Source organism: Maritimimonas sp. 2205BS37-2, from assembly GCF_056591755.1.
The window spans coordinates 1,376,191-1,389,387 of the sequence record NZ_JBWQOI010000001.1 but is presented as its reverse complement, the minus strand read 5'-3'; the positions used below and the strand labels follow the sequence as shown (position 1 = coordinate 1,389,387).

Genomic DNA, 13,197 nt, shown 5'->3' with positions numbered 1-13,197 from the left:
TAATTGCTTGCAAATGTATGTGAAAGTATTTACTTGCGCAATAATTTAGAAAATAATTTTGTAGTAGATAAAGTTGGGATTATAAGTTGACTATAGTTCTTTGTTCTAGGTCAATCCATAGATTGAGTCTTTTAGTTTAAGTCAAATAATTAATTTTTTGAAATCTTCAATTATGTTTAGAGCTTCGCGATCAATTTTACCGTTTTCAACCCAAGCATGTATATCACCTAAATAATTCATGCCAAGGTAATCGGCAGATGCTATAAATGGCATTTCAAACCCTTTTTTTAAGTCATTAGCATTGCTAATGCTAATCATTGCCATGTCTTTTCCTCGTAATTGCCTGCCTAAATTTTTCTTGTAATGCAAAAGATCAGATATCCTGTCAAAGAAAACTTTCATAGGCCCGCTCATTGAATACCAATATACGGGTGTAGCAAAAACCAATGTATCATATTTAGCTATGATATTTTTCAGTAATGGTATGAAATCATCGTTAGCGTTCTTAAATTCATAGTCAAAATGGCCAATTTGATAGTGTTTTAGATCAATGATGTCAAAATTATCATTGTTGTTTAATTGTTTAACAACGAGCTGCGTATCGCCATTGCTTCTTGCGCTTCCTTTAATTATTACCGTTTTATTTTTCATATTGTTAAATAACAACTTTTAAAGTTTCAATACTTTGAAAAAGTATAGATATTTCTAATAGAAGAAATGCTTTTATTTATATCTTTAGCCATCATTTTTTTGATTATGAGCACAGACAACTATAAAGTTTCAGGGAAAGTAGTTTTAAAGAAAATTGCTACGAAAGAAGTTAAAGAATCTGCTAAAAAGAAATTAAAAGACCTTCGTAAAGAATTAAGTGAATTACAAGATACTATGTATGCACATGGTAAGTATAGTATGTTGGTTTGTTTGCAAGGGATGGATTCTGCTGGTAAAGATAGTTTAATACGAGAGGTGTTTAAAGATGTAAATGCTAGAGGAGTGGTTGTACACAGTTTTAAAGTACCAACAGATAAAGAACTTAGACACGACTATTTATGGCGTCATTATATCGCTTTGCCAGAAAGAGGTAAAATAGGTGTATTCAATAGAACACATTATGAAAATGTATTGGTAACTCGTGTTCACCCTGAATATATTTTAGGAGAGAATATCCCAACAATAAAAAGTGTAAAAGACATAGATGATACTTTTTATCATAACCGGATGGAGCAGATCAATAATTTTGAAAAGCATATTGCAGCTAATGGCACTATCGTTTTAAAGTTCTTTTTGCACCTATCAAAAGAAGAACAAGCTTATCGTTTATTACGTAGAATTAATCTCAAAGAAAAGAATTGGAAATTCTCTAGAGGTGACCTAAAAGAACGAAAGTTATGGAAGGAATACCAAGAATGCTATGAAGATTTATTAAATAGAACTTCTAAAGAGCATGCGCCATGGTATATAGTTCCAGCTGATGACAAGCCTACAGCAAGGTATATCGTAGCCAAAACGATTATAGAAACATTAAGACAATATAAAGATATTAAAGAACCCGAACTGGACGCCGAAACTAAAAGTAAATTAACCGATTTTAAGGCACAGTTAGAAAAAGAATTGTAAGATATACTTCTTAGGAGTAATTAATTTAGAAACAACCAACATTTGTTGATATAATTTATGAAAAAAATAATCACACTTCTGCTCTTGATTTTTTGTTTAACGCTTACGGCACAAACGAACTACACGAAAGACTCCACTGAGATTAGAAAAATATTTAATAAAGTACTTGTTGATGGGAAAAGTTACGAATGGCTTCGACATCTCTCAAAAAAAATAGGACATCGACTTTCTGGTTCAGAAGGTGATAAAAAAGCAGTGGCATGGGGGAAAACCGAACTTGAAAAACTAGGTTTAGACAACGTTTGGCTTCAACCTGTTACAGTTCCTCATTGGGTTCGTGGCGCTAAAGAAGAAGCGTATGTTGAATTGAAAAACGCGAAATTCAAAGTACCAATCTTGGCTTTAGGTGGCTCTGTTGCCACCCCTAATGAAGGTATTTTAGCAGAGGTAGTAGAAGTGCAGAGCCTAAAAGAAGTAGAAGAATTAGGTGATAAGGTAAAAGGGAAAATTGTCTTTTACAATCGCCCAATGCCAGCTGATAAGATAGAAACGATGAAGGCTTATGGAGCTAGTGTTAATCAACGCTATAGCGGCGCTCGGGTAGCGGGAAAATATGGAGCCGCAGGAGCAATAGTACGTTCAATGAATTTGAGGCTTGATGACTATCCTCATACCGGTGTAATGAGCTACGGAGATAACCCTGAAAACCAAAGGATACCTACAGCGGCGATTAGTACCAATGGAGCCGAAATATTGAGTAAACTCCTTAAGAATAAAACTATGGAAGTAAAATTCAGGTTTAAAATGAGCTGTCAAACCTTACCAGATGCACAATCATATAACGTAATTGGAGAGATCAAAGGGTCAGAATTTCCTGATGAAATTATTGTTGTTGGTGGGCATCTCGATTCTTGGGATGTCGGTGATGGATCTCATGATGATGGAGCAGGTATAGTTCAATCAATGGAGGTAGTACGCTTATTTAGAGAGCTAAAAATTAGACCTAAAAGAACAATTAGAGTAGTGCTATTTGCGAATGAGGAGAATGGCTTAGGTGGTGGAAAGGAGTATGCTAGAGTTGCCGAAGAGAAAGGCGAAAAGCATATTGTAGCATTAGAATCTGATTCAGGAGGATTTACACCTCGTGGTTTTGGGTTTACTTGTAATGATAGCAATTATCAACAAGTTTTAAGTTGGACGCCTCTATTTAAACATTATAATTTACATATTTTTGATCGTGGTGGAGGTGGAGCCGATATAGGGCCACTAAAAAAGGATGGAAATGTTATATTAGGTCTACGTCCAGATTCACAACGTTACTTTGATTATCATCATACCGCAATAGATACTTTTGATAAAGTAAATAAACGTGAGTTGGAATTAGGCGCAGCGTCAATGGCCTCTATTATTTACTTGTTTGATACTTACGGAATAAAATAATTAATGAGCTATCCCAAAGACGAGCTTGCGCAGTTAGTAATTGCGCACTGTGCAGCCTACCAGATTGAAGATGTTATAATTTCTCCAGGTTCTCGTAATGCGCCTTTAACAGTTGGTTTTACGAATCACCCAAATATAAAAACGTATAGTATAGCAGACGAGCGTTGCGCAGCTTTTTTTGCATTGGGCATTGCACAACAAAAAAGAAAACCTACTGCTGTGGTATGCACTTCAGGTTCAGCATTATTGAATTATTATCCAGCTTTAGCCGAGGCTTTTTATAGTGATATTCCTTTGGTTATAATTTCTGCTGACCGCCCCAAACATTTAATTGATATTGGAGATGGTCAGACCATTAGGCAAGAAAATGTATTTAATAATCATTCATTATTTAACGCCAATTTAATAGCTAATGCAGATCAAAGTAAGCACAACGCATTACTATTGCAAGATGCTTTAAAAACAGCTATTAATAAAAAAGGCCCGGTGCACATCAATGTTCCATTTGATGAACCTTTGTATGAAACAGTTGAGGAGTTATCTTTTGATGTTTTACCTGAGAAGAGTAGTGTAACTTACGATTCAATAAATGAATTGCACAAGTTTGCAACAGTTTGGAATGAAAGTCAACGGAAAATGATATTAATTGGCACAAATTTTCCTAATCCAGAATTACAAAAGCAGCTTGATTATTTTACTGATAAGGAATCAGTAATAGTTTTAACAGAAACCACCTCTAATGTTGCGAACTCAAAATTTATTAATAGTATTGATAAGGTCATTTTACCACTAGATAATATCGAACTTGAAAAACTGCAACCAGAAATCCTACTAACTTTTGGGGGACTGATTGTTTCGAAAAAAGTAAAGCAATTTTTAAGAAGTTTCAAGCCAAAGTATCATTGGCACGTTGATACTAAGAAAGCTTTGAATACGTACAATAGCTTAAACCAGCATTTTAAAGTTGCACCTATTGACTTTTTTAGGCAATTCAATCCGCTTATAAAAATAACAAAGAATGGTGAGTATCAACAAAGCTGGCTACGGTTAAAAGATATTAGAAATCAAAAACACCACCAATATTTAGACACAATTGAATTCTCAGATCTAAAAGTATTCGATTATGTTTTAAACACTTTACCCAATAATATACAATTGCAATTGGGTAATAGTTCAGTGGTGCGTTATTCTCAGTTGTTTGACCTCAATAGTACGTTAAAAGTATTTTGTAACCGGGGTACAAGTGGGATAGATGGTAGTACATCTACGGCAATAGGTGCTTCATTACCCATTAATGAACAAACAGTACTTATTACTGGTGATATTAGCTTTTTTTATGATAGTAATGCATTGTGGAATAGCCATATTAGAAATGATTTTAGAATTATTCTTATTAATAATTCTGGAGGCGGAATTTTTCGTTTTATACCAGGCCCTCAATCTACTAATGCTCTAGATTATTTTGAAACACCACATAATTTGAACGCCTCACACCTATGTACGATGTTCGGGTTTGATTACGAGAATGCGGTTAACATTACAGACTTAAAAGATAAACTCAAGGACTTTTATGAACTTACTGATCAACCAAAATTACTAGAGATTATTACACCTAGAGAAAGTAATGATCAAATTCTTAAAGAATATTTTAACTACATCAAATAAAAAAAGCCTGAGAAAAACTCAGGCTTTAAATTTATATCTAAAATAAGTTTAGAACATTTCTCTCTCAGCAAAATGAAATGCACCTTCAATCGCTGCATTTTCATCACTGTCAGAACCATGAACTGCATTTTCGCTGATAGACTCAGCAAACATTTTTCTAATTGTTCCTTCAGCAGCTTCAGCTGGATTTGTAGCTCCAATTAAAGCTCTAAAATCCTCAACAGCGTTATCTTTTTCTAAAATCGCCGCTACAATAGGTCCTCTTGTCATGTATTGTACTAACTCTCCAAAGAATGGACGCTCTTTATGAATTGCGTAAAATGTTTCAGCATCCCTTTGCGTCATTTGTGTTAGTTTCATCGCTACAATTCTAAAACCTGCAGCATTTATTTTTTCTAAAATTGCTCCTATATTACCCTTTTCTACAGAATCAGGTTTAAGCATAGTAAATGTTCTATTTGTTGCCATTTTGTCTTTTGTAAAATTTGCTGCAAAAATAGATTATTTTATTGATTGCCAAAATTATCTATATGTTAATATTTTAGGCGCAAACATGGTAACTAAAAACAGCGAAAACAGAATTTAATTTATTGTATATTCGCAATCGATGAATGAACAGCAGATTAATGAGTTAAAGCAATTACTTTCTCATTCAAAAGAAATTGCAATTATACCGCATAGAAATCCTGATGGAGATGCCTACGGTTCATGTTTGGCATTATACCATTATCTAAAAAGAAATGAACATTCGGTTTCTATTATTTCACCAAATGATGCTCCAGATTTTTTAAAATGGTTACCCGGAGCTGATGATATCATTATTTTTGAAGAAGACGAGGCAAATGCTGCCGAGCTTATAAATAATGCGACCTTAATTTTCACACTTGATTTTAATGCTCTCCACCGTGTTGGAGCAGCAATGCAACAATCGCTTGAAAATACCGATGCAACATTTATAATGATCGATCATCATGAACAGCCAGATGCATATGCTAAGATTACATATTCAGATAGCTCTATGTCTTCAACATGTGAAATGATATATCATTTATTTGATAAACTAAATGTTCTTGATCAAATTGATGATGTTATTGCGACTTGCATATATTCAGGCATTTTAACCGATACAGGATCCTTTAAGTTTCCATTAACAACTAAGGTTACAATGAATATTGCAGCTGATTTGATGAGTAGAGGTATTGATCATACAAGAATACATAACAATCTTTATGATACAAACTCCTATAATAGATTACAACTGTTAGGTACAGCTTTAAAAAATCTACGTACCGTCAACAACTGTAGAGCTGCATATATAACACTTTCGCAACAAGAAATGAGTCGGCATAATTTTAAGAAAGGCGATACCGAAGGGTTTGTAAATTATGGATTATCATTAAAAGGAATTGTTTTAGCAGTAATTTTTATTGAAGATCAAAAACAAGGTATAGTTAAAATATCATTCAGATCTAAAGGGAAATTTTCGGTGAATAAATTTGCAAGAAATCATTTTAATGGAGGAGGTCATGACAATGCCGCGGGAGGAAGAAGCGAATTGAGCTTAAAAGAAACGGTAGAGAAGTTTTTAAATACAATTCATCAATATAAAACTGAATTACAAAAATCTTATGAAGAATAGCCTAATTTTATTGGTAACGTTACTGGTTGTTGCTTGTGGAATACCCGAACCGAGGAAACCAATTAGTCGTAAAACTTCAACCTTTTTAAAAGAATCTATTGAACGAAATAAGACTATTAATAAGGCTGAAGAAAATGAGTTAAAACGTTTAATGGATTTAGATTCTTTGAATCAATATATAGCATCTCCAACGGGATTTTGGTATTATTATCAGACCAAAGACTCTATCTCTGGTAAATTTCCTGTAAAAGGAGATGAGGTTATTTATGAATATGAAATAGCCGATATATATGGTGCACAAATTTACACTAAAGAAGATCTGGGAGAGCGTAATTATTTGGTAGATAAGGAAGAATTAATAACGGGTTTACAAGATGGTATAAAGTTAATGAAAGAAGGGGAAACAGTTGTTTTTTTGTTTCCATCATATAAGGCATATGGTTATGCCGGTTATCAGAAAATAGGAGGTAATCAACCATTACGCTATACAGTAACGCTAAAAAAGATTCAGAATAAACAATAAAGAGATAATGCGATTTTTAAATTTAATTTTAGTAGTCTTTATAATAACTTTTACTTCATGTAAAACTGTAAAGTATAAAGACCTATCTAACGGGTTATATGCCGATATTGAAACCACTAAAGGCGATATTTTACTTTCTTTAGAATATAAAGATGTTCCAATAACTACAGCAAATTTTATTTCCTTGGCTGAAGGAAGCAATATGTATGTAGAAGATAAATATAAAGGAAAACCTTTTTATGATGGACTTACCTTTCATAGAGTGGTACCAAACTTTATGATCCAAGGAGGTGACCCTAATGGAAATGGATCAGGTGGACCCGGATATAAGTTTGAAAATGAGCATCCCAAAAAGGCAGATAGCACAGAACTTTTTCTTTTTGATAAGGCTGGAGTATTAGCTATGGCCAATGCTGGTAGAAATACCAATGGAAGTCAGTTTTTTATTACACATGTAGAATATCCAAGCCTCAATGGTGATTATACCATTTTCGGACAGGTGATGGAAGGACAAAATGTGGTCGATAGCATTGCTGTAGGTGATAAAATGAATCATATTAATATCATTAGAGTAGGTAAGGAGGCCAAAAAATTTGATGCACCTTTGGTGTTTGCTAATTATTTTAAAGGTTTAGAAGAGCAAACAAGATTAAAGAACGAAGCGATTGCAAAAGCAAAGGAAGCTTTTTTAAAGGTCGTTGAAGAGAATAAAGCGAAAGCGAAAGAATTGCCTTCTGGACTAAAAATGATTATCACTAAAGAGGGATCTGGCGTAAAACCCAAAAAAGGCACCAACGTACGTATAAATTATGCCGGATATTTCACTGATGGAAATTTGTTTGATACCAGTTATATGGAATTAGCAAAGAAAATGAATAAGTACAATAAGCGTAAAGAAATGATGGGTGCTTACAACCCTTTTACAATGGTGTATAGTGAAGAAGCAACTTTAGTGCCTGGCTTTAGAGAAGGAATGCTTAATATGAATTATGGAGATAAGGCAATGTTATTTATTCCATCTCATTTAGGTTATGGTTCACAAGGAGCCGGACCCATACCTCCAAATACCAATTTGATATTTGAGATTGAGGTCGTAGATGAAAAGTCAGAATAAGAAAATGCTTGCTTAGATAAGGTAAGAGCTTACAATTAAACATTAAAAAACGGGCTTAGTGCTCGTTTTTTTTATGATAAATGGCTAATAAGACTTTTGCTGCCTCAAAGGGCGTAATTTTATCCTTGTCAAGAAGTTCTAACTGCTTCTCTAATTCCTTCTTTATTTGAGGATTATTATAAAATTGATCTCTTAACTGTTGATTGATTGTTTCTAATAGCCAGTATTTGTTCTGATTATTCCTTTTTTGATTGAAATAGTTGTTGCTTTTAGTAAGAGACAAATATTCTTCAATAATCTGCCATACTGTGTCAATACTTTCATCGTGTAGGGCACTACAAGTTGCCACTTTGGGTTGCCAAGAGCTATCTTTAAGAGGATATAAATGCAGAGCCCGTGCAAATTCTGTTTTCGCCAACTTCGCCGCTTTTACATTATCTCCATCGGCTTTGTTGATAATTATAGCATCTGCCATTTCTATAATACCACGCTTTATTCCCTGTAATTCATCACCAGCACCTGCTAACTTTAACAATAAGAAGAAATCCACCATAGAGTGTACTGCCGTCTCACTTTGCCCAACGCCAACAGTTTCGATAATAATGGCATCATATCCGGCGGCTTCGCAAAGAATAATAGTTTCTCGTGTTTTTTGAGCTACTCCACCTAAAGATTCACCAGAAGGCGAGGGTCTAATAAAGGCATTTTCATCTTTTACCAAGGCTTCCATACGTGTTTTATCGCCTAGTATGCTTCCCTTATTTATAGAACTACTTGGGTCTACGGCAAGTACAGCAACTTTTTTTCCTAACCTGGTTAGATGCTTCCCAAAAGCTTCGATAAATGTACTTTTTCCAACCCCTGGTACGCCAGTAATACCTATTCTAATAGAATTATTTGCATGAGGTAAACAATTCGTAATAATTTGAGATGCTTGAAGCTGATGTTTTGTATTTGTACTTTCAATTAAGGTAATGGCTCTACTTAAATAAGTTCGATCCCCTTTTAAAATGTGCTTTACAAACTCTTTGGTGTCAGGTAGCTTATTTCTGCTTAATTTTATCTTATTAACAGACGATACATCAACAGATTTAGGAGGTTCAATACCTTCTAATTCATGCAATGCACTTTTATGTTTTTTAGGTTTATTCATGTAGCTCTACTCGAATATTCAGCTTTCTGTATAGCTGATAAAATGTAAATTTAGAATAATTTTTTAGCAAAGTGCAACGCTTACAATAAATTGTCGTATTTAAAATAGAATCAAAAATAAAACATGAGCCAAACTAAATTTTTGCAATCACGTTTAATTGCAGAATGCAAGAAAAATAATAAAAAAGCCCAGCTGCAATTATATGATATGTATTGTAAGGCGATGTATAATACGGCTTTCAATTTTGTAAAAGATGAGGCTATAGCTGAAGATATGACACAAGAAGCATTCATTAAGGCTTTTTATAACATAAGCGGTTTTAGTGGAGAAGTATCATTTGGAGCATGGTTAAAGAGAATTGTAATTAATAATTGCCTTGATTGGTTAAAACGCCGTAAGCTTACAATTGTGTCAATGAATAATCAAAAAATACAGATAGCAGATGAAGAAAATTGGGAGGTCGATGACAATACAACCATTGAGAATATTAAGCAAGCGATTCATCAATTACCTGAAAAGTATAAAGTGGTAGTGAAGCTATTTTTATTAGAAGGATACGATCATCAGGAGATTTCACAGATATTAAATATATCTGAGGTTTCATCACGATCACAACTTCATAGAGGAAAAAACAAATTAAAAGAACTTTTAAAACAATATAATTATGCCTAAAGATATTAGAGAGATTTTAAAGGATGCCGAGCAGCACGAGTTAGAGCTTCCAAAAAATCATAGAGCTCGTTTTGAAGATAGGCTTACAGAATTACATAAGCCTAAAAAGAATGCTACTTTCTTCTTTTTGAAAATTGCGGCTTCTTTGTTAGTGCTCATCAGCTTAGGATATTTTGCTTTAAAAGGAAATATAGCATCTGTTGAAACGCCTGAAGAAGACCTAACAGAAATAAAATTCACAAGCCTTAGTAGTGTGTCTCCAGAAATGCAAAAGGTAGAAAATTACTACCTCACAGCTATCAGTTATGAGCTAGCTGGCCTAGAAGAAACTCCGGAGAATAAGAAATTACTCGATGATTATCTTGAAAAAATTGGTAAACTAGATGATGATTACCAACGACTAAATAAAGAATTGGCCGAAAAAGGAATTAACGAAAAAACAATTAATGCTTTAATAACCAATCTACAACTACGATTACAATTATTATTACAGTTAAAAGACCAGTTACAAGAATTACAAACAGCAAACACTATAAAAAATGAAGACAGTACGATATAATTTAATTATTGCTTTTACCTTTTTACTTGCATTTACTACATATGCTCAAAAGAAAGAAAAAAGCTTTAAAGAACGATTTATAGTAAAACCAGATGTAGTTATTGATATCAATACGAAGTATACAGATATTGAAATTGAAACCTGGGATAAAAATGAAGTAGTTGTTGAAGCTTTTATGAAGGTAGAGGGTGAAGAAATAAATGAAGAAATGCGCGCTAAGTTTTATGATCAATGGGATTTTGAAGCTTTTGGGAATAAAGATAAAGTGCGAATTAAATCAGGAACCAGTAGCTATATTGATATACATTCTATTGACTTCGATGCTCCAAATTATGACGTTATTGTTGCTGAATCATTGGCAAATGTTAGAGATAACTTGAAATTTGTAATACCAGAAATCTCAATTGCCAGTTTAGAGTTATTGGACTCTTTAGATTTTGTAATGCCAGATATTGAATTACCACCGCTGCCCGATATTGATCCTATAATTATAGATATAGAAGACATTAGAGATGATCTAATGATAATTGAAAGATTTGATTTTGATAAGTATAAAAAAGACAAAGGGTATTTAAAAGAGTGGAAAGAGCGTAATAAGGAAGCTTTAAAAGGAGCTAATATTAAAATCGGTAGAAATTCTATATCAATATCAACAGACAGAGATGATCTTTCAAAAGAAGAATTGGAGCGTCGACAAAGAGAAATTGAGAAGAGAATGGAAGAGCGCGAAAAACGCCATGAAGAACGTATGAAAAAGCATGAAGAACGTATGGAGAAGCGTATGAAAGAACGAGAAAAGCTTATGAAGAAGAGAGAAGCAGAACGAAAACTGGCTTTAGTAAAGCGTCAAGAAGTTATGGAAAAGAGAAAGAAAGAATTAGCAAAGCACAGGGCTGAAGCAAGTAAGATCTTAAAAAAGAGAGAGCGATTAAAAATAAAAAAGCTGATTAAAATAAAAGCTCCTAAAGATGCCAAATTTAACATGAATGTCCGTTACGGCTCAATGAGCTTTCCCAAATAATTAATTAGAAAATTAACCAAAAAGAACCGCTATCTATTGAAACCAATTCAGTATCTAGCGGTTTTTACTTTAATTACTCCACATAGATAAACTTTTGCACTGAAACAGGAGTTCCCTTTTGAGTAAATCCTTCAACGCTAATTTCATAGGTTCCTTTTTCATCAGAAGTATAAAAAGCTAAAGTCTGCTCTTTTTTATTGATCTTTAAATTAGGCTCCCAAAGTAGTTGATCTCTATAATCAGGTATTCTTTTATAGCTATTTGAATTAGTTGAATAATCTGGTGAATAATATCTCTTTAAAGAGGTTGGTTTAAATAATTCAATTGCTTTTCCATTAGTAGCACTTTTGAAGTTTTTGTTTTTAGTCTCAACAGCAATGATGCCTTCGAAAATGTGAGGGCCATAAATATATTGATCTCTAATAACACTAATCTTATTTATCTTGTTGGCGTCATAAGATAAGATTTCATCATGATCTTGAACCAAAATACCATCTACCAATAAAAGACTAGGAAGATCAAAATCTAATGATTTAAAATTACGTCTAATTTTAAACTGATGTTTATCCCCTTTTCTTGCTATCCAGGCATTTTCTATTACCTCTACAAAGGTTTCTTTTAATGTTGGAAATCTTTTATAATCATCTAGATAATAAGCGCTACCTATTGAACCGTAGAAAGGCTCATTTATGGCATTCATTTTAATAGAATCTTTTTTAACATTGCTGTAGGAGTTCTCTATTTGGTTGTTTATGCTCTTAGACAGAATAATATCTTTATCTTTTTTATTGATGTAATATCTCTTAAAATTAAATTGACTGTAGTCAATCGGACTTTCTTCTGGGATTAATATTTCATAATCGTCAGTGGTGTTACCAACAATTTGAATTAAGGCAGTAGTGTTTTCGTATCGCTCTTTTAAGTTAAAAAAGAAAGTACCTTCTTCATTCGTTCCTGCAATTTTAAATATTGGCTTTTCATCAGGAATTGAAAGTGCAACTTTAATATTGGAAGCCGGAGTGTTCGTTTTACTATGAATTACTTTTCCTCTAATAAGTTCTCCTCTAAACTCCGGAATAAAGAAGCCCCCTTTTGCACTAGAATTCTTAGTCGAACTATATAAGTTTGCAAAATTTGTACTTGATAGTTTTTCCGCTGTTTTAACAGGATATTTCTTCTTAATAGAAATAGAATAATCACCAAAAGAGTTTTGACCCTGCATTGCGTTTATTTTTAAAGCAACTTTTTCTCTTGATTTAACTTGATCTGTTTTAACTTGTATTGAAAGAAATTCTTGCTTATTTTTTTTTAGTTCATCTAGCTTTAAACCCTTTTCATTATTAGCAACACTCGTTGTATCAAGAATTTTTGATTGATCATCATGAAAAGGATTAACTATAAGTATGTCATTTTCAAAGAATAGATTTTTATTTCTCATGAGTTTGGTATAACTAATGAGTTTGTAATTGCCAGACTTTAACGAAGTTGGCACATAAAAATCACCGTAACCTTCACCATTTTCCAATCGTACTTTATGCTTAAGTAAAGATTTTTTTTCTTCGCTAACGAGTTCTACATAAGCTACTTTACTTAAATTACTGAGTTGTTTTGTTTCTGAGTTGATACAATAGATTTTATAGTAAAGTGGTTCACCCGAAACCAGAAAAGTAGTATTTATATGAACGAAAATCTTTTCTTGGGGTATGTTATTGATGTTTACAGTTGATTGGCTAAAACAATGTGCTTTAATCACTAAAAGTAAAAATAGAATAATGGCTTTTTTCATAATGTTCT

At 33.1% G+C, this 13,197-nt stretch carries 13 protein-coding genes; 9 read left to right on the top strand and 4 right to left on the bottom strand.

What is annotated here, in order from left to right; all coding sequences use genetic code 11:
- Positions 1 to 141 precede the first annotated feature (141 nt).
- Positions 142 to 651 carry a flavodoxin family protein gene (locus AC1EUU_RS06590; RefSeq protein WP_480200593.1) on the bottom strand — a complete coding sequence of 170 codons (510 nt, stop codon included), beginning with the start codon at positions 649 to 651 and terminating at the stop codon, positions 142 to 144.
- Positions 652 to 756: 105 nt separating this feature from the next.
- Here AC1EUU_RS06590 and AC1EUU_RS06585 point away from each other — a divergent pair, with 105 nt between their 5' ends.
- The 3 genes from AC1EUU_RS06585 to menD are packed head-to-tail and all read left to right on the top strand — an operon-like array spanning position 757 to position 4,722.
- Complete coding sequence (locus AC1EUU_RS06585; protein WP_480200592.1) at positions 757 to 1,617, top strand: PPK2 family polyphosphate kinase; 861 nt, start codon at positions 757 to 759, stop codon at positions 1,615 to 1,617.
- A gap of 57 nt (positions 1,618 to 1,674) precedes the next feature.
- A complete protein-coding gene (locus AC1EUU_RS06580) occupies positions 1,675 to 3,057 on the top strand; it encodes a M20/M25/M40 family metallo-hydrolase (protein WP_480200591.1) in 1,383 nt (460 codons plus the stop codon).
- A 3-nt stretch (positions 3,058 to 3,060) separates the two neighbouring features.
- Positions 3,061 to 4,722: a 2-succinyl-5-enolpyruvyl-6-hydroxy-3-cyclohexene-1-carboxylic-acid synthase gene (menD, locus tag AC1EUU_RS06575; protein WP_480200590.1), complete on the top strand. Its 1,662-nt coding sequence runs from the start codon at positions 3,061 to 3,063 to the stop codon at positions 4,720 to 4,722.
- A gap of 48 nt (positions 4,723 to 4,770) precedes the next feature.
- Here the strand turns inward: menD and AC1EUU_RS06570 are convergent, their stop codons facing one another.
- Positions 4,771 to 5,190, bottom strand: coding sequence for a nucleoside-diphosphate kinase (locus tag AC1EUU_RS06570; protein WP_480200589.1), 420 nt, complete (start codon positions 5,188 to 5,190; stop codon positions 4,771 to 4,773).
- Positions 5,191 to 5,329: 139 nt separating this feature from the next.
- On the opposite strand from AC1EUU_RS06570, the gene AC1EUU_RS06565 reads away from it, so the two are divergent.
- From AC1EUU_RS06565 to AC1EUU_RS06555, 3 genes are read left to right on the top strand one after another with little or no spacing between them, the layout of a single operon-like run.
- Positions 5,330 to 6,361, top strand: coding sequence for a DHH family phosphoesterase (locus AC1EUU_RS06565; protein WP_480200588.1), 1,032 nt, complete (start codon positions 5,330 to 5,332; stop codon positions 6,359 to 6,361).
- Positions 6,351 to 6,884, top strand: a complete 534-nt coding sequence (gene gldI, locus AC1EUU_RS06560) for a gliding motility-associated peptidyl-prolyl isomerase GldI (protein ID WP_480200587.1) — start codon at positions 6,351 to 6,353, stop codon at positions 6,882 to 6,884. Before AC1EUU_RS06565 ends, gldI begins: the two co-directional genes overlap by 11 nt.
- Before the next feature lie 7 nt (positions 6,885 to 6,891).
- Positions 6,892 to 7,998 carry a peptidylprolyl isomerase gene (locus tag AC1EUU_RS06555; protein WP_480200586.1) on the top strand — a complete coding sequence of 369 codons (1,107 nt, stop codon included), beginning with the start codon at positions 6,892 to 6,894 and terminating at the stop codon, positions 7,996 to 7,998.
- 55 nt (positions 7,999 to 8,053) lie between these two features.
- Here the strand turns inward: AC1EUU_RS06555 and meaB are convergent, their stop codons facing one another.
- On the bottom strand, positions 8,054 to 9,151 hold the full coding sequence (meaB, locus tag AC1EUU_RS06550) for a methylmalonyl Co-A mutase-associated GTPase MeaB (RefSeq protein WP_480200585.1): 1,098 nt from the start codon (positions 9,149 to 9,151) through the stop codon (positions 8,054 to 8,056).
- Between the two features lie 123 nt (positions 9,152 to 9,274).
- Between meaB and AC1EUU_RS06545 the strand changes: the two genes are divergently transcribed.
- The 3 genes from AC1EUU_RS06545 to AC1EUU_RS06535 are packed head-to-tail and all read left to right on the top strand — an operon-like array spanning position 9,275 to position 11,403.
- Entirely contained in the window at positions 9,275 to 9,823 is a 549-nt protein-coding gene (locus tag AC1EUU_RS06545; protein WP_480200584.1) for an RNA polymerase sigma factor, read from the top strand.
- Positions 9,816 to 10,382, top strand: coding sequence for a hypothetical protein (locus tag AC1EUU_RS06540; RefSeq protein ID WP_480200583.1), 567 nt, complete (start codon positions 9,816 to 9,818; stop codon positions 10,380 to 10,382). Before AC1EUU_RS06545 ends, AC1EUU_RS06540 begins: the two co-directional genes overlap by 8 nt.
- Complete coding sequence (locus AC1EUU_RS06535; RefSeq protein ID WP_480200582.1) at positions 10,363 to 11,403, top strand: hypothetical protein; 1,041 nt, start codon at positions 10,363 to 10,365, stop codon at positions 11,401 to 11,403. Before AC1EUU_RS06540 ends, AC1EUU_RS06535 begins: the two co-directional genes overlap by 20 nt.
- 73 nt (positions 11,404 to 11,476) lie before the next feature.
- Here AC1EUU_RS06535 and AC1EUU_RS06530 read toward each other — a convergent pair whose 3' ends face one another.
- Positions 11,477 to 13,189, bottom strand: coding sequence for a hypothetical protein (locus tag AC1EUU_RS06530; protein WP_480200581.1), 1,713 nt, complete (start codon positions 13,187 to 13,189; stop codon positions 11,477 to 11,479).
- Positions 13,190 to 13,197 lie beyond the last annotated feature (8 nt).